Below are 20411 nucleotides of genomic sequence, written 5' to 3'. Positions count from 1 at the left end.
CTACCGCTTCCGCCACAGCAGCGCCAGTAAAAAGAGGCGCACCCAGTCGCGCGAGGTCTCGCGCAAGAACAATGCGGCAAGCGATCCGGCGGTGAGCTGAGAGCCGGGCACTGGCGTCCACCTGATAGCGCTCGCCCATCGCGTACGCCGAAACACTGGACATCTATTTGCATGGCCATGGCGATCGGATCGTCCCACAAGACTCGCTACCTGCATTGTCAACGACCTATGCAGGACGGTCGACTGACAATTGATTGCCAACAGCGGCAAGAATTGTCCATCCTCAACTAAAATTCGCGAAGAGCCAAAGAAAAACCCCTTGCAGCCAGTAGCCGCAAGGGGTTTCGCTCATGCGACGAAGCCGCGCGCTTTAACCGGCGCGGGCAATCAGCAACGCGTTCGTACGCTTGACGAAGCTGGCCGGATCTTCCAGCGCGCCGCCTTCCGCCAGCAACGCCTGATCGAACAGCAGATTGCACCAGTCGCCGAAGTCCGCGCTATCGGTGCGCAGCGCCTTCACGAGCGGATGCTCCGGGTTCACTTCGAGGATCGGCTGCATCTGCGGCGCATTTTGTCCCGCCGCCTTCAGCATGCGCTGCAGATAGCCGCTCATGTCGCCTTCGTCGGCCACGAGGCACGAGGGCGAATCGGTCAGGCGGAAGGTGAGACGGACGTCCTTGGCCTTGTCCTTGAGCGCTTCCTTCATGTGCTCGACGAGCGGCTTCAACTCTTCGCTCACCTTCTCCTGCTGCTGCTTTTCTTCGTCGTTGAGCGCGCCGAGGTCGAGGTCGCCGCGCGCCACGCTCGCGAGCGGCTTGCCGTCGAACTCGTTCAGGAACGACAGCATCCACTCGTCCACACGGTCCGTGAGGAGCAGCACTTCCACGCCCTTCTTGCGGAACACTTCGAGGTGCGGGCTGTTCTTCGCGGCTTGCCACGTATCCGCCGTGACGTAGTAGATCTTCGTCTGCTCGGGCTTCATGCGCGCCACGTAGTCGGCGAGCGTGACGGTCTGCTCGTTCGTGTCGTTGTGCGTGGACGCGAAACGCGCGAGCTTCGCCACGCGCTCGCGATTGGCGTGATCCTCGCCGATGCCTTCCTTGAGCACCTGGCCGAACTCGGTCCAGAACGTCGCGTACTTCGCCTTGTCCTCTTCGCTTGCTTCGGCGTCCGTAACAGCGCTCGCCATCTCTTCGAGCATCGAGAGCACGCGCTTGGTCACGCCGTCGCGAATCGCCTTGACGTCGCGGCTTTCCTGCAGGATTTCGCGCGAGACGTTGAGCGGCAGATCGCTCGAATCGACTACGCCCTTCACGAAGCGCAGATAGTTCGGGAGCAGCTGCTCGGCGTCGTCCATGATGAACACGCGCTTCACGTAGAGCTTCAGACCGCTCTTGTGATCGCGATTCCACAGGTCGAACGGCGCATGCGACGGCACGTAAAGGAGCTGCGTATATTCGCTGCGGCCTTCCACGCGGTTATGCGTCCACGCGAGCGGGTTCTGGTGGTCGTGCGCGAGGTGCTGATAGAACTGCTGATACTGCTCGTCGCTGATCTCGCTCTTCGAACGCGTCCACAGCGCGCTCGCCTGGTTGATGGTCTCGTACTCGTCCTTCGTGACCATCTCGCTCTTTTCGGCGTCCCATTCTTCCTTCTTCATCTCGATGGGCAGACCGACGTGATCCGAATACTTCTGGATGATCGACTTGATCTTCCATGCGGAAAGCAGCTCGTCCTCGCCTTCGCGCAGATGCAGCGTAATCGTCGTGCCGCGCTGCGCGCGCTCGATCGCCTCGACGGCGAACTCGCCCTCGCCCGCGCTCGTCCAGCGCACGCCTTCGGCCGCCGTCAGGCCCGCGCGGCGGCTTTCCACGGTGATCTTGTCCGCGACGATGAAGCCCGAATAGAAGCCCACGCCGAACTGGCCGATCAGCGCCGCGTCCTTCTGCTGGTCGCCCGAGAGCTTGCCGAAGAATTCCTTCGTACCCGAGCGCGCGATCGTCCCGAGGTTCGACACGGCTTCGTCGTGGCTCATGCCGATGCCGTTGTCGTCGATCGTGATGGTGCGCGCTTCCTTATCGAAGCCCACGCGGATGCGCAGATTCGGATCGTTCTCATAGAGCGCGCTATTCGCGATCGCCTCGAAGCGCAGCTTGTCCGCCGCGTCCGATGCGTTCGAGATGAGTTCGCGCAGGAAGATTTCCTTGTTGCTGTACAGCGAATGGATCATCAGGTGCAGAAGCTGTTTCACTTCTGCCTGGAAGCTCATGGTTTCTTGTGCCATGGTCGAGTCCTCTTACGTTGCAGTTCTAGTCTGACAAATTTGTGGCCGCGAGTTCTCGGCAATTCGCATCGCGACGCGCCGCCCGCCCAGTTGGGGACAGACGGCACCGTTTTCAAGAGCCGCCCCGCCGGCCCACGCCTTCGAGGTAGTCGGCGAGGAACGCGGGCAGCGCCGGGTCGCCGCAGTTGGCGATGTTGAAGCGCATCCACGTGGTCGGCGACTGGTGCGGCGAGAACAGGCTCCCCGGCGCGAGGAGGAACCCCGCTTCGTGGCCCGCCGCGGTGAGCGCATCCGCGTCGACGCCCGTGTCCGCCCATAGGAACATGCCGGCGCCCGGCGCCGCAAAAAGGCGCAGGCCGGCGCGCTCCAGCATGCGCTCCGCCTTGTCGCGCACGCCGTCCAGCCGTGCACGCAGGCGCTCCACGTGACGCCGGTAGTGACCCTCCGTGAGCACGCGGTACAGCACGCGCTCATTGAGTTCCGGGCTCGTCATGCCGACGAGCATTTTCTGGTCCGTCACCGCCTGGGTCACGTCGAGCGCGCTCGCGATATAGCCCACGCGCAGGTTCGGTGCGAGCGTCTTCGAAAAGCTGCCGAGATAGATCACGCGGCGAAGCTGGTCGAGGCTCGCGAGGCGCGTGGCCGGATAGCCGGCCGGGCAGAGGTCGCCGTAGATATCGTCTTCGACGACGATGAAATCGTACTGTTCGGCAAGCCGCAGAATACGAAACGCCTGCGCGGCGGTAAGCGACGTTCCCGTGGGGTTCTGCAGCACCGAATTGATGACGAGCATTTTCGGCCGCCAGGTCTCGACCAGCGCTTCGAGCGCGTCGAGGTCCGGCCCGTCTGGCGTGTACGGCATGCCGACGAGCCGCGCGCCCTGCGAGGCGAAGCGCCCGAACATCTGGAACCACGCGGGGTCGCCCACGATCACCGTGTCGCCGGGCTGCACGTAGATGCGTGCGAGCAGGTCGATCGCCTGGGTGATGCCGGAGACGAGCACGATCTGGTCGGGCGTCGCGCCGATCTCGAGTTCCGCCATGCGCGTCTGGAGTTGCTGGCGCAGCGGCAGGAAGCCTTGCGGCGAGCCGAAGCCGAGCAGTTGCGTGCCGCTCTGGCGGCCAAGCGAGCGCATCGCGCCAGTCAGCAGCTCGCCATCCAGCCAGCGCGCGGGCAGATAGCCCAAACCCGGCCCTTTTTCCGGCCGCGTGGATGTGTGAAGCATGTTGCGCAGCAGCCAGACCACGTCAATGGTGGGCGGCGCGGGGGCAGCAACCGCGTCGGCGCGCGCCGGGGCGCCCGCAGTCAGCGGCTGGCGTTCGCCGCCGGCCACGAGCGCCAGCCGCTCGCGCACATAGAAACCGGAACCGCGCCGCGAGTCGAGGTAGCCCTGCGCGACCAGACGCTCGTACGCCTCGACCACGGTGAAGCGCGAGACGCCCTTGTCGAGCGCGAGCTTGCGGATGGACGGCATGCGCATGCCGGGCCGGAACACGCGCTCCTCGATGCGGCGGCGGCCCCACTGCACGAGCTGGTCGACGAGCGTAAGCGTCGCCGCGTCGTGCGGGGCGGGAATCTGGTCTAGCGGTACGGAGGACATGAGGACTCCCTGAACTCGAACTGTACAGAGCACTATCGGGCCGATTGTACCGTTACTGTCTGCCACCATACCGGTACATTTGATCGCATGCGTACCGGTAAGGATTCGGTAGCGGCGTCGGCACACTGTCCAGGCGCAGGCTCCTGTCCCCCTTCTCTCCGGCCCCTCCGTATTTTTGGCTCCGCTCGACCGCCCATGAACGCCTCGCCGCTTCGCCTCGATCACCTCGTCGTTGCCGCGCGCACGCTGGAAGAAGGCGTGCAGTACGTGAGCGACGCGCTCGGCGCCGCGCCCTCGGGCGGCGGCGCTCACCCGCTCATGCGCACGCACAACCGTCTGCTCGGGCTGTGGGGCGGTGCGTATCTGGAAGTCATCGCGCTCGATCCGGCGGCGAAAAGCGACGCGAACGCCCGCGCGCGCCTCTTCGCGCTCGACGACCCCGCCGTACTGGCGCGCCTCGAACAGGGCCCGTACCTGTCGCATTGGGTCGCGCGCGTCGATCCGCCGAAGAGCCTCGCACGCTGGCGCGAGCAGTATCCCCAGCGCATTCCCTCGCTCGTGCCGATGACGCGCGGCGACTTCTCGTGGCAGCTCACCGTTCCGGAAAACGGCGCCTTCCCGTTCTGGCAAGGCGCGGGCGACGGCATTCTGCCCTCGCTGATCCAGTGGGACACGGCGCATCATCCGTCACAGGTGCTGGCCGACACCGGCATCGCGCTCACGTCCCTCACCGGGTTTCACCCAGAGGCGCAGACGGCGCGCGAGCAGTTGCAGTGGCTCGGCGCGGCGCACCTGATCGCCGTGGAGGAAGCCCTCTCGCCAGCGCTCGTCGCGCAGTTCGAAACCCCGTCCGGTCCGCGCACGCTCGGCGCGCCGGCACGCTGATCCGTCGAGCGCAAAGTCCCGCATGAAAGCACGCGAAACCCAAGGCATGCTGCTCGGCCTCGTCGGCGTCATGATCTTTAGCCTCACGCTGCCGATGACGCGCATCGTCGTCGCCGAATTCCACCCGCTTCTGAACGGCCTCGGCCGCGCACTCGCCGCCGCCGTGCCGGCCGCGCTGCTGCTCGCCATCCGTCGCGAGACATGGCCCACCTGGCCGCAGGTCAAGAGCCTCGCCGTGGTGTCGCTTGGCGTGATCGTCGCGTTTCCGGTGTTTTCCGCCTTCGCGATGAAGACCGTGCCGGCCTCGCACGGCGCCATCGTCAACGGCCTGCAGCCGCTCGCCGTGGCGATCTACGCGGCGTGGCTCTCGCACGAGCGGCCCTCGAAGGCGTTCTGGGCCAGCGCGCTCATCGGCAGCGCGCTCGTGGTCGCGTTCGCGCTCCAGGCGGGCGGCGGCTCGCTGCATGCGGGCGACGCGTGGATGCTCATCGCGGTGGGCATCGGTGCGCTCGGCTACGCCGAAGGCGCGCGCCTCGCGCGTCAACTGGGCGGCTGGCAGGTGATCTGCTGGGCGCTCGTGCTCTCGGCGCCGTTCCTCGTGCTGCCGGTAGGCTGGCTCGCATGGGCGCATCACGTCGCGCACCCGGGCCCCGTCGCGCTCAAGACCTGGCTCGCCTTCGGCTACGTCACGCTGTTTTCGCAGTTCATCGGCTTTTTCGCGTGGTACGCGGGGCTCGCCATGGGCGGTACGGCGCGCGTGGGCCAGGTGCAGCTGCTGCAGATTTTCTTCACGATGGCGTTCTCGGCGCTCTTTTTCGGCGAGCAGGTCGCGCCCTCGGCGTGGCTCTACGCGGCCGCGGTGATCGCCACAGTCGTACTCGGTCGCCGCGCGGCGATCGGCACGGCCCCGGCGCCCGCGCGCGCATGAGCCGGTTTCACGTCATAATTCAAGGTTTTCGGCGGCCTCCGGCGGCGCGCGATCGCGCCCCATGCCGCCGCTGAACAGCCACTCGCCTCACCCCAACAAGGAGACCCCATGGACCAGAGCGATCTCAAGGCCGCGCCCGCGTGGCAACTGTCCGAGCGTGCAATCAAGCTGACCAGCTCGGCGATTCGCGAAATCCTGAAGGTCACCGAGCGTCCCGAAGTCATTTCGTTCGCGGGCGGCCTACCCGCGCCGGCCAGCTTCCCGGCCGAGGAAATGCGCGCCGCCGCCGACCGCATCCTGCGCGACGACCCCTCGGGCGCCCTCCAGTACAGCGCGACTGAAGGCTATATGCCGCTGCGCGAATGGATTGCCGCGCGCCACTCGGTGGGCGGCGTGACGGTGCGTCCCTCGCAGGTGCTCATCACCACGGGTTCGCAGCAGGCGCTCGACCTGATCGGCAAGGTGCTGGTCTGCCCCAATAGCCCCGTGCTCGTGGAAACGCCCACCTACCTCGGCGCGCTGCAGTCGTTCTCGCTTTACGAGCCGAAGTACGTCCAGGTCCCGACCGACGAAAAGGGCCTCGTGCCCGAAGGCCTGACGCCCGACCTAACGGCCGGCGCGCGCCTGCTCTACGCGATCCCGAACTTCCAGAACCCCACGGGCCGCCGCCTGCCGCTCGAACGCCGCCGGGCACTCGCGGAATTCGCGAAGCACTCGCCGTTCCCCGTGATCGAAGACGACCCCTACGGCGCGCTCCTCTACGCGGGCGAGCCGCTGCCGACGGTGCATTCGCTCGCGCCCGAGCATGTCGTGCATCTGGGTTCGTTCTCGAAGATCCTGGCCCCGGGCCTGCGCGTGGGCTACATCATTGCGCCCGAAGACCTGCACTTCAAACTGGTGCAGGCCAAGCAGGCCACCGATCTGCACACGCCGAGCTTCACGCAGCGCATCGTCTACGAGGTGGTGAAGGACGGCTTCCTCGACACGCACATCCCGAAGGTGCGCGCGCTCTATCGCGACCAGTGCGAGGCGATGCTCGACTCGCTCAAGCGCAACATGCCCGAAGGCGTGAGCTGGAACCGCCCCGAAGGCGGCATGTTCATCTGGGTGACGCTGCCCTCGAACATCGACAGCATGAAGCTGCTGGCCGAAGCCGTCGCGCAGAACGTGGCCTTCGTGCCCGGCGCGCCGTTCTTCGCCGACGAGCCGCAACACAACAAGCTGCGCCTGTCGTTCGTCACGGTGCCGCCCGCGAAGATCGAAGAAGGCGTCGCGAAGCTCGCGGCCCTGATCCGCGCGCACGCCTGACGCAAGCCCGGCGAAGGCCTGGCGCAGCGCCAGGCTCTTTCCGACTCAACACCCGAACGAGGAATCCTGATCATGGCTGACATCAACATCTACGACCGTCTCGAACAGCTCGGCATCACCCTGCCCCAGGCAGGCGCGCCCGCCGCGGCCTACGTGATGAGCGCCCAGAGCGGCAACACGGTGTACCTGTCGGGTCACATCGCCAAAAAGGACGGCAAGGTGTGGGCCGGCAAGCTCGGCGAGTCGCTCACGACTGAGGAAGGCAAGGCCGCCGCGCGCTCGATCGCGATCGACCTGCTCGCCACGCTGCACGCCCACACGGGCGACCTCAACAAGGTCAAGCGCGTGGTCAAGCTCATGAGCCTCGTGAACTCGACGCTCACCTTCACGGAACAGCACGTCGTCACGAACGGCGCTTCGGAGCTGATCGCCGACGTGTTCGGCGAGAAGGGCAAGCACGCGCGCTCGGCCTTCGGCGTCGCGCAGATTCCGCTTGGCGCATGCGTCGAGATCGAGCTGATCGCCGAAGTCGAGTAAACAACACTAGCGACCTTTGCCAGTGCGCGCGGACCTGCATCGGGGTCCGCGCACGTTACTGCATTTTCTGTTGTGCGTTCGCGCAACCTGGCGCGCCTCTTGCGCCGCTCTCCCCCTTCCATGATCGTCCCGCCATGACCCAGCCCAGCGTCCGCTTCAAACAGGTCGACGTCTTCACGTCGGTACCCTTCAAGGGCAACCCGCTCGCCGTGGTGTTCGACGCCGACGGTTTGAGCGGCGACGAGATGCAGGCCATCGCGCGCTGGACCAATCTCTCGGAAACCAGCTTCCTGCTCGCCCCCACCGACGCGCGCGCCGACTACCGCGTGCGCATCTTCACGACCAAGGGCGAACTGCCCTTCGCAGGCCATCCGACGCTCGGCACGGCGCATGCGTTTCTCGAAAGCGGCCGCACGCCGAAGACGCCAGGGCGCCTCGTGCAGGAATGCGGCGCCGGTCTCATCGATCTGGCCGCCGCGGAGAACGGCGCATGGGCCTTCGCTGCGCCGCCCGCGCGCGTGACGCCGCTCGCCGCCGCACAGTTCGACGCATTGCGCGCGGCGCTGCGCTCGAACGCCGTCGACTTCTCGGCCGCGCCCTGCGGCGTCGACAACGGCGCGCCCTGGCTCGTCGTGCGTCTCGCGTCGGCGCAAGCGGTGCTCGCGCTCGACGTCGACTACGAAGCGATCGAAGCCGTTGCCGCGAGCGTGGGTGCACATGGCGTGGCCGCCTACGGCCCGCACGAGGCCGATGGTCCCGCAACCTTCGAAGTGCGCTGCCTCATGACCGGGCTCGGCAAGGGCGAAGACCCCGTCACCGGCAGCGCGAACGCCGCCATCGCCATGCTGCTCGAACAGCAGAACCGGCGTCCGGGCGCACGCTATACGGTGCGCCAGGGCACGGCGCTCGGCCGCGACGGGCGCGTGCGCGTCGACTATGACGATGCGGCGAAAAAGATCTGGATTGGCGGCCACTCGGTGACCGTCGTCGACGGGACCTGCCGGCTCGGCTAAGCGCCCGCAGCGGCGCCCCGATTCATGCAAGGTGCATCGACCACGATGCACCGCCTCGCAGCTATGCACCGCACATCAGCATCGCGCGCCGGTTGAGGCGACCCTCGCGTATACCCGAGGGACCACAGCTTCCTTAATCATTCCCCAACCAGTAATATCGAAACATCGGACGCACGACGCGTCCGGCGTGCATTGCGCGCGCGCAATGCACGTATTCCCCCAGCCATCCGTCCTTCATGCCGCCGACTCAACCGAGCGCATCCTTGCCGTTCCGGCCGCCGCATCCGCGGTGTGAGTTCCCGCGCCTACGGCGGCCGCGATGAGCGCCACGCGGGGTCCGTTCTCGCGCGATTCGAGCCTGCGCAACGCGCCCGGCCCGGCATACACGCGTCCGCGCGCACTGCTCGCCATTCCGCTGCTCGGCGTGCTGGTGCTCGTGCTGCTGTGGGCCGTCATCTTCACGCGTCTGTCCGTCGAGAAGGAAGCGACCATGCGCGAGGCCACGGCCTCGGCCGCGATTCTCTCGGCGGCGCTCGAACAGCACACCGTCAAGGCGATCCACCAGGTCGACCAGATCACGCGCTTCGTGAAGTACGAGTTCGAAAAGTCGCCGGGCCGCTTCGATCTCGGCAGCACAGTCGAAAAGGGTGTGGTGCAGAGCGACTCGCTCGTGCAGGTGTCGATCATCGACGAGCACGGCACGCTCGTCGCCAACACGGCCGATCCGAATCCCAAGCCCATCGACCTCTCGGACCGCGAGCACTTCAAGGTGCACGAGCACGAGAACGACGACCAGCTCTATATCAGCAAGCCGGTGCTCGGCCGCGTGTCCGGCCACTGGACCCTGCAGATGACGCGCCGCCTCAATCACCCGGACGGCTCGTTCGCGGGCGTCGTCGTGGTTTCTGAGGACCCGAGCTACTTCACGAGCGACTTCTACAACAACGCCGCGATCGGCCGCGACGGCGTGATCGCCGTGATCTCGGACAGCGGCGCCGTGCTCGCGCGCCGCACGGGCAGCGCCGAGCGCGCGAACGGCACGTTCTCCGCGAGCGGCGTGTATCCCATTTCCGAGCATGTGTCGGGCACCTACGTCGACCCGATCGATCACGTCACGCGCATCGTCTCGTACCGCCATATCGATGGCTATCCGCTCGCCGTGCTGGTCGGTCTCTCGCAGGCCGAGGAATTCGCCGACTACAACCACACGCGCGACGTCTACCTGATGATGGCGACGTTCATCTCGCTCGCCATGCTCTCGTTCTTCGCCGTGGCCACGGGACTGATCGGCAAGCTGCTCGGGCGCGAGCGCGAGATGTCGCAACTCGTGCAGTACGACCTGCTCACGGGCCTGCCCAACCGCTACGCCACGCTGCAGCGTTTGCGTCATGAGGTCTCGCAGCCGGGCAACCTCGGGCGGCTCGCCATCCTCTTCATCGACCTCGACAATTTCAAGACGGTCAACGACACGCTGGGCCACAACGCCGGCGACATCGTGCTGCAGATGAGCGCCGCGCGCCTCGCCGACGCCGTGGGCGGCGCGGGCACGCTTGCGCGCATCGGCGGCGACGAGTTCGTGGTGATCGTGAAGGGCGACGACATCGAAAAACGCGCCATCGCGCTCGCCGAAGCCACCAACGCCGCGTTCACGCATCCGTTCGACGTGCGCGGCAGCGCCTTCGTGCTGCACGCGAGCACGGGCATCGCGCTCTTCGCGGTCGCGCACGAAAGCGAAATCGATCTGCTCAAGAAAGCCGACCTCGCGATGTACGCCGCCAAGGAGGCCGGACGCAACTGCTTTCGCTTCTACTCGCCGCAACTCGCCCACCGCGCCGACCACCTGATGAAGTGGGAGCAGCAGCTGCGCGTCGCGCTCGCCGAGGACCAGCTCTTTCTCGCCTACCAGCCGAAGATCGATCTGCGCCGGCGCTGCATCACGGGCTTCGAGGCGCTCGTGCGCTGGAACCATCCGCAATACGGGCTCATTCCTGCGGGCGAATTCATTCCTGTGGCCGAATCCACGGGCCTCATCGTGCCCGTAGGCGACTTCGTGATCCGTACCGCGTGCGCGCAACTCGCGCAGTGGCAGCAGCAGGGCTACGAGTCGCTCACGCTCGCCATCAACATCTCGGCGGTGCAGTTCTGGCGCGGCGACCTGTACGAGACCGTAGCGCGCGCCATCGAGGAAACCGGCATTGCCGCGCACCGGCTCGAACTCGAGATCACCGAAACCGCGATGATGGAGTACCCGGAGCTCGTTTCGGAAAAGATCTTCGCGCTGAAGCGCCTTGGCGTGCGCGTCGCGCTCGACGACTTCGGCACCGGCTATTCGTCGCTGTCCTACCTGAACCGCTTCGCCGTCGACACGCTCAAGGTCGACCGCTCGTTCGTGCAGGCCATCCCCGCCGACCGCAGCGTGTGCGTGATGGTCTCGGCGATCGTCAATCTCGCGCGCTCGCTCGGGCTCACGGTAGTCGTCGAGGGCACCGAAACCGAAGAGCAGATCGCGTGGCTCTCCGCGCTCGGCCCGATCGAGGCGCAGGGCTTCCTGTTCTCGCGCCCCGTGCCCGTGGAAGGCGTGGCCGCGCTGATCGAGCGCTTCGGCGTCTGTAGCGCGACGCAGCCGGCGGGCACGCAAGCCGCACGCGAAGATCGCCGCAACGAGCGCCTGAGCGACGCGCCGCAATCGCGCTGACGCGAGGCCGGCGCGCAGATTGCGCATTGTCCACGCCTTCCAGTGAGTTGCGCGAACCGCGTGCCTTCGCGCACAGATCCGCACGGACCTTCGCCCGCACGATGCAGCCATGCAAACCCGCACCGACGAAGCGATCGCGGCGCCAATCCGCGACCATCACGAACCGCTCCTGACGCTCTTTCGCGTCGTGCTGACCGTGTCCGCGGTCTCATGGGGCGGCCTCGCGCTCATGGCGCAACTCGAGCAGCACTACGTGGAGCGCGAAGCGCGTCTCACGCAAACCGCATTCTCGGATCTGGTAGCACTCGCCTGGATGGTGCCGGGGCCGGTAGGCTGCAACGTCGCGGTGCAACTCGGCCATGCGCTGCGCGGACGCGCGGGCGCGTGGGTCGCGGGCGTGGCGAGCGTGCTGCCCTTCTTCGCGCTGATGACGCTGTTCGCCATTTTCTACCGCACGCCGCTCGTGCATGCGGTCGCCTCGCGCACGCTGCTCGACCATTTCAGCGTGGTGCTCGCCATGCTGATCGGCGTGACCTGGTACAGGCAGACGCGTGCGCTCGTGCGCGGCCCGCTCGAATGGGGCGTGGCGATCGCTGCCTGTGCGGCCCTCGCGCTCGCGGCGAGCGGCGCGGCCTACGTGGCGATTCTGCTCGTCGCGTTTGCCGCGGGCTGGCTCGCAAGCCCCGTGCCTTCGCAGCGGCTCGAATTACGCGTGACACGGCGCGATGGGCAATTGCTGGCCGCGCTGGCCGCGCTGATCGTCGTGTTCGCGCTGCCGCTGCCGCATCCGCTCGACTCGGCGCTGCTCTGGCCGCGTCTCGCGGGCGCGGGCATGACGCTGTTCGGCGGCGGCTTTTCGGCGCTGCCCGTGTTGAAAACGCTGTTCGTCACGCCCGCGGTCGGCATCACCAACGACGACTTCACGCTGGCATTCACGCTCTCGCCGCTTTCGCCGGGGCCGCTCCTGAACGTGGTGCCGTTCTTCGGCTATCTCGTCGATGGCTGGGTCGGCGCGCTCGTCGCCACGCTCGCGCTGTTCGTGCCGTCGGGCTGCCTCGTCGTGCTCGCGCGGCGGCACCTGCACCGCATGAAGGCGAACCCGCGCTTCGAGCACGCCATGCGCGGGCTGCGCGCCGCGACCACCGCGTTCCTCGCGATCGCCGTCTGGCATATCGCGCGGCACGTGCCGCTGCATCTGTCGTATCTGCTGACCGCCCTCTTCTCGGCGATGTGCTTCGGCAAGCTCAAGCTCCCCGCTTACGCGGTCTACGCGACGGTAGGACTCGCGTGCGGGGCGAGGCTGCTGCTGGCCTGAAGCGCGCGTTCACGCGCTGATCAGCGCGCTGCCGCAAAACCGCCGAAGAATGCGCGTGCGTTGTCTTCGAGGCTTTCGAGGTGATAGCCGCCTTCCTGCACGATCACCGAAGGCAGGCCGAGCGCGCCGATCTCCGCGCCGAGCCGGCCGAAACCCTCGGTGGTCACGGCGACTCTCGACTGCGGATCGTCCTTGTAGATGTCGAAGCCGAGCGCCAGCACGAGCGCGTCCGGCTCGAAGCGCCTGAGCACCCGCAGCGCCGCTTTCACGCGCTCGAAGAAGTCGGCTTCGGACGCGCCATGCGGCATCGGCAGATTGACGTTGTAGCCCTCGCCAGCACCGTTGCCGCGCTCTTCCTCGTAGCCCGCGACCACGGGATAGAAGTTGGTCGGATCGCCGTGAATCGAGATGTAGAGCACATCGCTGCGACCGTAGAAGATCTCCTGGACGCCCTGGCCGTGGTGCATGTCGGTGTCGAGGATCGCCACACGCTCGAAGCGGCTGCGCAGCGACTGCGCCGCGATGGCCGCGTTGTTCAGATAGCAGAAGCCGCCCGCCGCGTCCGCGCGGGCATGGTGGCCGGGCGGACGCGAGAGCGCGTACGACTCGCGCGCGCCTTCGTTCACGCATGCGGCCGCCGCCAGCGCGCTTTGCGCCGACCAGTAGGCCGCACGCCAGGTGTTCGCACCGATGGGGCAACTGCCGTCCGCGAGATAGCGCGCCGCCTGCGCGAGCACGCCGCGCAGCGGATTCGGCTCACGCACGTAGATGTTCGACATCACCTCTTCGCCCCAATCTTCGGGCACGCGCTTCCATTCGGTGTGCGCTTCCTCGAGAAAACGCAGATAGTTCATGTCGTGCACGGCGGCGATGGGCGCGGTGCCGAAATCGGCGGGCGCCTGCACGTCGAAGCCAAGCGAGCGCGCCGCGGCAACGAGATGCTCGGCACGCTGTGGCACTTCCTGCGGCGCACGCAACTGGCCGCGCGAGAAATAGGCGCGCGGATGGTGCAGCAGCTGATCGGGGTGAAACCAGGTTTTCATGCTCAGTTCTCCTTCTATTTCTTTTACGCGTCGGCCGGGTTTTCCACTTCAACGGCCAGGCGCACGCCCGCGCGCGCCGCGACGGCGTTGAGCAGCACGTTCGCGCCGGCCGTGATGTCTTCCGGCAGAGCGTCCTCGGCTTCGTTGTGCGACAGACCGGCCACGCAGGGAATGAACACCATCGCGGTCGGGCAGTAGCGCGCGAGGTGGATCGCGTCGTGGCCCGCACCGCTTACGATACGCTCGTGTGGATAGCCAAAGCGCGCCGTTGCCTGCGCGACCAGCTCGACGCATTGCGCATCGAACGGCGTGGCTGGGCTCGTCCAGCAATGTGCGATCTGCACGCCGAGGCCCCGCTGTGTGGCCACGTCCGCGCATAGCGCGCGCAAGTCGTGCTCCATCGCATCGAGTTGCGCATCGTCGGGATGGCGCAGATCGACCGTGAACGTCAGGTTCGCCGCGATCGTGTTGCGCGACGAGTTCACGATCTGCGCCTGGCCGATCGTCACGAGACCGAGCGGTGCGTAACGCGCCATCGTGCGTTCGATGTCGAGCGACATCTGCGCCGCGCCGAACCATGCGTCCTTGCGATAGCGCATCGGCGTCGTGCCCGCGTGCGCGGCCACGCCCGTCACGTTCACGTCGAACCAGCGAATCGCCTGGCCGCCCGTCACGACGCCGATGGTCGTCTCGTTCGCCTCCAGAATCGGGCCCTGTTCGATATGAGCTTCGAAGTAGGCGTCGACGGCCACGCCTTGCACGGCACGCGTGCCGCGCGCACCGCATGCGTCGAGCGCGGCGCCGAGCGTCACGCCGTCGGCGTCCGTGCGCGAGAGTGCCTCCGCCAGCGTCATCGCGCCCGCGAACACCGCCGAGCCCAGCATCGCCGGCGTGAAGCGCGCGCCCTCTTCGTTGGTCCACGAGCAGATCTCGATGGGCTTCACGGTGCGTGCGCCCGCGTCGTTGAGCGCACGAACGACTTCGAGCGCCGCGAGCACGCCGTAGACGCCGTCGAAGCGGCCGCCTTCGGGCTGCGTGTCGAGGTGGCTGCCCATCAGCACCGGCGCAGCCTGCGCATCGTCGCCTTCGCGGCGCCCGAACAGGTTCCCCACTTCGTCCGTCCACACCGTCATGCCCGCCTCGCGGCACCAGCGCGCGAACAACTCGCGCCCGCGCCGGTCTTCCTCGGTGAGCGCGAGGCGGCGCACGCCGCCGCCCGCCGTCGCGCCAACACGCGCCATCTCCATGAGGCTCGCCCACAGGCGCGGGCCGTCGATCTGCAAAAGGTCTTTCATCGGTCCATCCATTTCAGTCGAACTATTCAAACACCTGAACAACGTCATCGTGCGCTCAACGCCTCGGCTCCCGCCTCGTCTAACGCATGCTGGTGACGGCGCGCGTCGAGCGCGACGATGCACAACAGCGAAACGCCCGCGAGGCACGTATAGAACACCGCGAGCGGCCACCACTGCCCCACATGGCGATGCGCGAGCCACGTGCCGACCAGCGGCGTGAGGCCGCCCGCGATCGCGCCGCATACCTGGTAAGAGAGCGAAATCGCGGAGTAGCGCACGCGCGTGGGGAACACGCCGGAGACGAAGCCGGCGATCACCGAATAGAAGCTCGCCATGCAGACGACGGCGATCGAAATGCCGATCACCATCGGCACGACCTTGCCGCTTTGCACGAGCACGAACATCGGATACGGCGAGAGCATCGCAGCGAGCGCCGCGCACTTGAGGAAGCGTGCGCCGCCCATGCGTTCGGCGAGCCACGCGGCGAGCGGCTGTACGAGGAACTGGATGATCGCGACCGCGAACAGGCAGTCGAGAATCAGCGAGCGCGTGATGCCGACGTATTGCGTGGTGTAGGCGATCATGAACGTGTTGGTGAAGTACACGCCCGCAATGCCGATGGTGTTCGCGCCGATGCACAGCAGCACGAGGCCCCACGCCGAGCGGAACACTTCGGCGACGGGCAGCTTGAGCGTGCGGCGCTGGTCCTTGAGCTTCTCGAATTCGGGCGACTCGTTCACGCCAAGGCGGATCATGATGCCGACCACGAGCAGCACCGCCGAAACGAGGAACGGCAGACGCCAGCCCCACGAGAGAAAGTCGGCCTTGTCGAGCGACGTGACCGAGCGGAACGCGAGCAGCGAAAGAATCAGGCCGGCCGGCGAACCCAGCTGCGCGAACGAAGCGAAGAACGTGCGGCGGCCTTCGGGCGCGTGCTCGCCCGCCATCAGCACCGCACCGCCCCACTCGCCGCCCACGGCGATGCCCTGCACCACGCGTAGCAGCACGAGCAGCACCGGCGCGAGCATCCCGACGCTCGCGTACGACGGCAGCAGGCCGACGCAGACGGTCGCGACGCCCATCATCATCAGGGTGGTCATGAGCGCTTTCTTGCGGCCGATGCGGTCGCCGAGGTGGCCGAAGATCAGGCCGCCGAGCGGACGCGCGAAGAACCCGACGGCGAAGGTCGCGAACGACGCCATCGTGCTCACGAAGCGGTCTTCGGAAGGGAAATACAGCTCGCCGAACACGAGCGCGGCGGCCGTGGCGTAGATGTAGAAGTCGTACCACTCGATCATCGTGCCGATGAACGCCGCGGCGGCGGCGCGCACCGGTTGCCGGGTGCTGGGTTGTGGGCTGGCCATGCGTCGGTCTCCTTCAGGCGCGTTTGGGATGGGTTCGTGTTGCATGCACGCTTTATCGCCAGCCACAAATCATTAGTCAAATTTCGCGTTATTATTCTGCACATAAATTTAACTAATACCCTTGGCGCACCCTTGCGCCGGGAGCCGCCCATGCGCGCCGACACCACCCGCTTTCTCAACGACCGTCTTGACTGGAACCTGCTGCGCACCTACCTCGCGATCATGCAGGAGCGCAGCCTGAGCCGCGCCGCCGCCCGGCTCTATGTCACGCAGCCGGCCGTGAGCCAGGCGCTCAAGCGCCTCGAAGACGCGCTCGGCCGCAAGCTCATCGAGCGCCGCGGCGCGCAGTTCGTGCCGACCGAGGCGGGCGAAGAGGTCTATCGCATTGCAAGCGACATTTACGGCACGATTTCCCAGCTCGAAACCGAGCTCGACGAGCGCACCGCCGACATCACCGGCTCGATCCGCCTGCTCACGGTGAGCCGCATCGAGTCGCGCGTGTACGACGAATTTCTCGCGGAATTCCACACGGCCTACCCGCGCATCGACTTGCAGATCGAAGTGATGCGCTCGTCGGACATCATCTCGTCGCTGCTGCAGAAAACCGCGACCGCGGGCCTGAGCCTGTGCCGCACGCCCATCGACAAGCTGGACATGCGCTGCTTTCTGCGCCAGCGCTACGCGATGTTCTGCGGGCGGCATCACCGGCTCTTCGGGCTTTCTCAGCTGACGATGGACGACCTGCTCGCGGAGAACTTCGTCTCCTTCACGAGCGACCAGATTGGCGACAGCCTGTCGCCGCTCACCGTGTTTCGCGACCAGCGCGGCTTCACGGGGCGGATCGTGGCGTCGTCACCGAGTCTGGACGAGGTGCGGCGGCTGATCTTTGCGGGCTACGGCATTGGCTGCCTGCCCGAGCATACGGTGCGGGACGATCTGGCGCGGCAGCGCCTGTGGCGGCTGCCGCCGGAGGAAGGGCTCGTGGACGTCGATATCCACTTGCTGTGGCATCGCGAACGCAAGCGCAATGCGGCCGAAGAAGCGTTCTTCGACGCGATGGAGCGCTGCATGCAGCGTCATGCGCTCGCGGAGCGCCTGTAGTGCGTCAAGCGCAGACCGCGAACGTTGCAGGAGAAACGATTAGAACCCGCGCGCGAGCACCGCGACGCCGATCGTCACGATACCCAGCACGAGATTGATGACGACGAGCCGGCGCACGGTGCCCACTGCGCGCGCGCCGTCGGGCCACTTCTGCGCCTGCACGGCGCGGCGAATGCGCGGGAACACGGCGAAGCGGATGTGGCCGAAGATCAGCATCATCAATACGCCCAGGCCCGCCATGGCGTGCAGTTGCCAGGTGGCATGCTCGCCGCCGGACTGCATGAGCAGGAAGCCGCCGGTCAGCAGGATCACGATGACCGAGACGCCCACCCAGTTGAAGAAGCGGCCGAACACCGATTCGATGAGCGGCAGACGCAGCTGCGGCGAGAGGTCTTCGAGCGCCGGGCGCAAACAGAAATGCGCGAAGATCATGCCGCCCACCCAGACGGCGACGCCCAGCAGATGCAGAAAGAGCGCGACTGCGATCGCGTGGCCCATGCTTGATTTCCCTCGTAACGTGTCGTTATCGGCGGCATGTCGACGGGAGCGAGTGCAACGCACTCCCGTCCCATGCCTTTGCGCGGCATTATTCCATGCCGCGCCGCGATTCGCGCCGGATATGTGTCGGCCGGAGTTAGCGCTTTAGCACTTTGCGATCCGGAGTTAGCGCTTCAGCGCTTACTCCGGTCCCACGCAGAGCGCTCCGGCGCCATGCAGAGCAGCTAAGTTACTGCGGCAACACCGGACGCATGCCCGTCACGACCTTGAGCTTCGAGTCCGGCGCGCGGCCCTTGCGTGCGCGCTTGCCGATCTGCGGGGCCAGCACCGCGCCCGCCATCAGGTCCTCGGTCGCCTTGCCGCCGCGGCCCGTGCCCACGAGCACGACGCCCGCCGCGCTGATCGCGAGCGCCTGCACCAGCTTCTCGTTGTCGTCGAGCTGCATGAGCGTGACGCCACGCCCGCCGCCGGAGAGCGTCTTCATCTCGTCGAGGCCGAACACCAGCAAACGACCGCCCGACGACAGACACGCCACCTGCAGCGCGTCGGGCAGCATCGGCATCGGCGCGAGCGGCACGCAGCCCTCGTCGATCGTCATGAACGCCTTGCCTGCCTTCACGCGGCTCACCATGTCGCCGATCTTCGCGATGAAGCCGAAGCCGTTGCTCGACGCCAGCAGCAATTGCTGTTCCGCGTTCGCCGCAAAGTAATGCAGCAGATGCGTGCCCGCTTCGAGTTCGATGAGCGACGTGACCGGCACACCGTCACCGCGGCCGCCAGGCAGATTCGCAATCGACACCGAATAGACGCGGCCATTGCTGCCCCACGCGATCAGCGTATCGGGCGTGCGGCACTGGAACGCCGCATAGAGGGCGTCGCCGGCCTTGAAGGTGAAACCTTGCGTATCGAGCCCGTGGCCCTTGAGCGCACGCACCCAGCCCTTCTGCGAGACGACGACCGTGACCGGCTCGTCGACCACGCGCGCTTCGAAGCTCGCCCGCTTTTCCTGCTGAATGAGCGTGCGGCGATCGTCGCCGTACTGCTTCGCGTCGGCTTCGATCTCCTTCACGATGAGCCGCTTCATCGAAGCATCGTTCGCGAGCAGCTCTTCGAGCTTCGCCTTCTCTTCGCGCAGCTCCGCGAGTTCCTTCTCGATCTTGATCTTCTCGAGCCGCGCCAACTGACGCAGACGGATTTCAAGAATGTCCTCGGCCTGGCGCTCGGAAAGCCCGAACGCGCTCATCAGCGCGCTCTTGGGCTCGTCCGACTCGCGGATGATGCGGATCACCTCGTCGATATTGAGGAAGACGATCATCCGCCCTTCGAGGATATGGATGCGGTCGTCGACCTTCGTCAGGCGGTGCTGCGTGCGGCGCGTGACCGTGGCGAAGCGGAAGCCGATCCACTCGCCCAGAATCTCGCTGATGCCCTTCTGGCGCGGACGGCCATCGGCGCCGATCATCACGAGATTGAGCGATGCGTTCGATTCGAGGCTCGTGTTCGCGAGCAGCGAGTTGACGAACTCGGCCTGGTCGATGCGGCTCGTCTTCGGCTCGAACACGAGGCGCACGGGCGCGTCCTTGCCCGACTCGTCGCGCACGGCGTCGAGCAGCCCGAGCATGGTCTGCTTGCTCTGCAGCTGCTCGGGTGTGAGCGTCTTCTTGCCGAGCTTGAGCTTCGGGTTCGTGAGTTCCTCGATCTCTTCGAGCACCTTCTGGCCCGAGGTGTTCGGCGGCAGCTCGGTCACCACGAGCTGCCACTGGCCGCGCGCGAGGTCCTCGATCTTCCAGCGCGCGCGCACCTTGAGGCTGCCGCGGCCCGACTCGTAAGCCGCCGCAATTTCCGCATCGCTCGAAATGATCTGGCCGCCGCCCGGGAAATCGGGCCCCGGCAGCTTTTCCATGATCTCCGCATGCGAAAGCTTCGGGTTGCGAATCATCGCCACCGCCGCCGACGCGACTTCGCGCAGGTTATGCGACGGGATTTCGGTAGCGAGACCCACCGCAATCCCCGACGCGCCGTTGAGCAGCAGCATCGGCAGGCGCGCGGGCAGCGTCTTCGGCTCCTGGAACGAGCCGTCGTAGTTCGGCATGAAATCGACAGTGCCCATGTCGATTTCGTCGAGCAGCAGCTTGGCGATGGGCGTCAGCCGCGCTTCGGTGTAGCGCATGGCCGCCGCGCCGTCGCCGTCGCGCGAGCCGAAATTGCCCTGGCCGTCGATGAGCGGATAGCGCATCGAGAAGTCCTGAGCGAGGCGCACGAGCGCGTCGTAGGCCGACTGGTCGCCGTGCGGGTGGTACTTGCCGAGCACGTCGCCCACCACGCGCGCGGACTTCACGGGCTTGGCGTTGTCGCCGAGGCCCATTTCGTTCATCGCGAACAGAATGCGCCGCTGCACCGGCTTCTGGCCGTCGCAGACGTCGGGCAGCGCGCGGCCCTTCACCACGCTCACCGCGTAGTCGAGATAGGCGCGTTCCGCGTAGTGGCCGAGCGTGAGCGTGTCGCCGTTCGGGGCGTCCGTCACTTCAGCAAAGAGATCGTCCAT

General features: G+C 66.6%; 15 protein-coding genes. 8 read left to right on the top strand and 7 right to left on the bottom strand.

Annotated elements, in window-relative coordinates:
- Window positions 1-370: 370 nt before the first annotated feature.
- Window positions 371-2284: a molecular chaperone HtpG gene (htpG, locus tag AB3X99_RS11605; RefSeq protein WP_368616990.1), complete on the bottom strand. Its 1914-nt coding sequence runs from the start codon at window positions 2282-2284 to the stop codon at window positions 371-373.
- Between the two features lie 112 nt (window positions 2285-2396).
- On the bottom strand, window positions 2397-3884 hold the full coding sequence (locus AB3X99_RS11600) for a PLP-dependent aminotransferase family protein (RefSeq protein WP_368616989.1): 1488 nt from the start codon (window positions 3882-3884) through the stop codon (window positions 2397-2399).
- A gap of 195 nt (window positions 3885-4079) precedes the next feature.
- Between AB3X99_RS11600 and AB3X99_RS11595 the strand changes: the two genes are divergently transcribed.
- The 7 genes from AB3X99_RS11595 to AB3X99_RS11565 all read left to right on the top strand — a co-directional run bounded on the left by AB3X99_RS11595 (window position 4080) and on the right by AB3X99_RS11565 (window position 12565).
- Window positions 4080-4769 carry a VOC family protein gene (locus tag AB3X99_RS11595; protein ID WP_368616988.1) on the top strand — a complete coding sequence of 230 codons (690 nt, stop codon included), beginning with the start codon at window positions 4080-4082 and terminating at the stop codon, window positions 4767-4769.
- Between the two features lie 22 nt (window positions 4770-4791).
- Window positions 4792-5697, top strand: a complete 906-nt coding sequence (locus AB3X99_RS11590) for a DMT family transporter (RefSeq protein WP_368616987.1) — start codon at window positions 4792-4794, stop codon at window positions 5695-5697.
- Between the two features lie 108 nt (window positions 5698-5805).
- Complete coding sequence (locus AB3X99_RS11585) at window positions 5806-7005, top strand: PLP-dependent aminotransferase family protein (RefSeq protein ID WP_368616986.1); 1200 nt, start codon at window positions 5806-5808, stop codon at window positions 7003-7005.
- Between the two features lie 72 nt (window positions 7006-7077).
- Complete coding sequence (locus AB3X99_RS11580) at window positions 7078-7542, top strand: RidA family protein (protein ID WP_069265377.1); 465 nt, start codon at window positions 7078-7080, stop codon at window positions 7540-7542.
- Between the two features lie 134 nt (window positions 7543-7676).
- A complete protein-coding gene (locus tag AB3X99_RS11575; RefSeq protein WP_368616985.1) occupies window positions 7677-8555 on the top strand; it encodes a PhzF family phenazine biosynthesis protein in 879 nt (292 codons plus the stop codon).
- 319 nt (window positions 8556-8874) lie between these two features.
- Window positions 8875-11250 (top strand): EAL domain-containing protein, encoded by a 2376-nt coding sequence (locus AB3X99_RS11570; protein WP_069265379.1) that lies wholly within the window; start codon window positions 8875-8877, stop codon window positions 11248-11250.
- 109 nt (window positions 11251-11359) lie between these two features.
- Complete coding sequence (locus AB3X99_RS11565; RefSeq protein ID WP_368616984.1) at window positions 11360-12565, top strand: chromate transporter; 1206 nt, start codon at window positions 11360-11362, stop codon at window positions 12563-12565.
- Window positions 12566-12585: 20 nt separating this feature from the next.
- Here AB3X99_RS11565 and AB3X99_RS11560 read toward each other — a convergent pair whose 3' ends face one another.
- From AB3X99_RS11560 to AB3X99_RS11550, 3 genes are read right to left on the bottom strand one after another with little or no spacing between them, the layout of a single operon-like run.
- Window positions 12586-13608: a histone deacetylase family protein gene (locus AB3X99_RS11560; protein WP_368616983.1), complete on the bottom strand. Its 1023-nt coding sequence runs from the start codon at window positions 13606-13608 to the stop codon at window positions 12586-12588.
- 23 nt (window positions 13609-13631) lie between these two features.
- Window positions 13632-14903 carry a Zn-dependent hydrolase gene (locus AB3X99_RS11555; protein ID WP_368616982.1) on the bottom strand — a complete coding sequence of 424 codons (1272 nt, stop codon included), beginning with the start codon at window positions 14901-14903 and terminating at the stop codon, window positions 13632-13634.
- A 44-nt stretch (window positions 14904-14947) separates the two neighbouring features.
- Window positions 14948-16267 (bottom strand): MFS transporter, encoded by a 1320-nt coding sequence (locus tag AB3X99_RS11550; RefSeq protein ID WP_368616981.1) that lies wholly within the window; start codon window positions 16265-16267, stop codon window positions 14948-14950.
- Between the two features lie 150 nt (window positions 16268-16417).
- On the opposite strand from AB3X99_RS11550, the gene AB3X99_RS11545 reads away from it, so the two are divergent.
- Window positions 16418-17368 (top strand): LysR family transcriptional regulator, encoded by a 951-nt coding sequence (locus AB3X99_RS11545; RefSeq protein WP_368616980.1) that lies wholly within the window; start codon window positions 16418-16420, stop codon window positions 17366-17368.
- 39 nt (window positions 17369-17407) lie between these two features.
- Here AB3X99_RS11545 and AB3X99_RS11540 read toward each other — a convergent pair whose 3' ends face one another.
- Both AB3X99_RS11540 and parC read right to left on the bottom strand, forming a co-directional pair.
- Complete coding sequence (locus AB3X99_RS11540; protein WP_069265385.1) at window positions 17408-17866, bottom strand: CopD family protein; 459 nt, start codon at window positions 17864-17866, stop codon at window positions 17408-17410.
- Between the two features lie 229 nt (window positions 17867-18095).
- The gene (gene parC / locus AB3X99_RS11535) at window positions 18096-20411 is read right to left on the bottom strand and encodes a DNA topoisomerase IV subunit A (RefSeq protein WP_368616979.1); all 2316 of its coding nucleotides are present in this window, start codon (window positions 20409-20411) and stop codon (window positions 18096-18098) included.

It is taken from the genome of Paraburkholderia sp. BR10882, assembly GCF_040948855.1.
Classification (GTDB): Bacteria; Pseudomonadota; Gammaproteobacteria; order Burkholderiales; family Burkholderiaceae; genus Paraburkholderia; species Paraburkholderia nodosa_A.
Note: the sequence above shows the minus strand (reverse complement) of the source record. Positions and strands in the feature narration are given on the sequence as shown.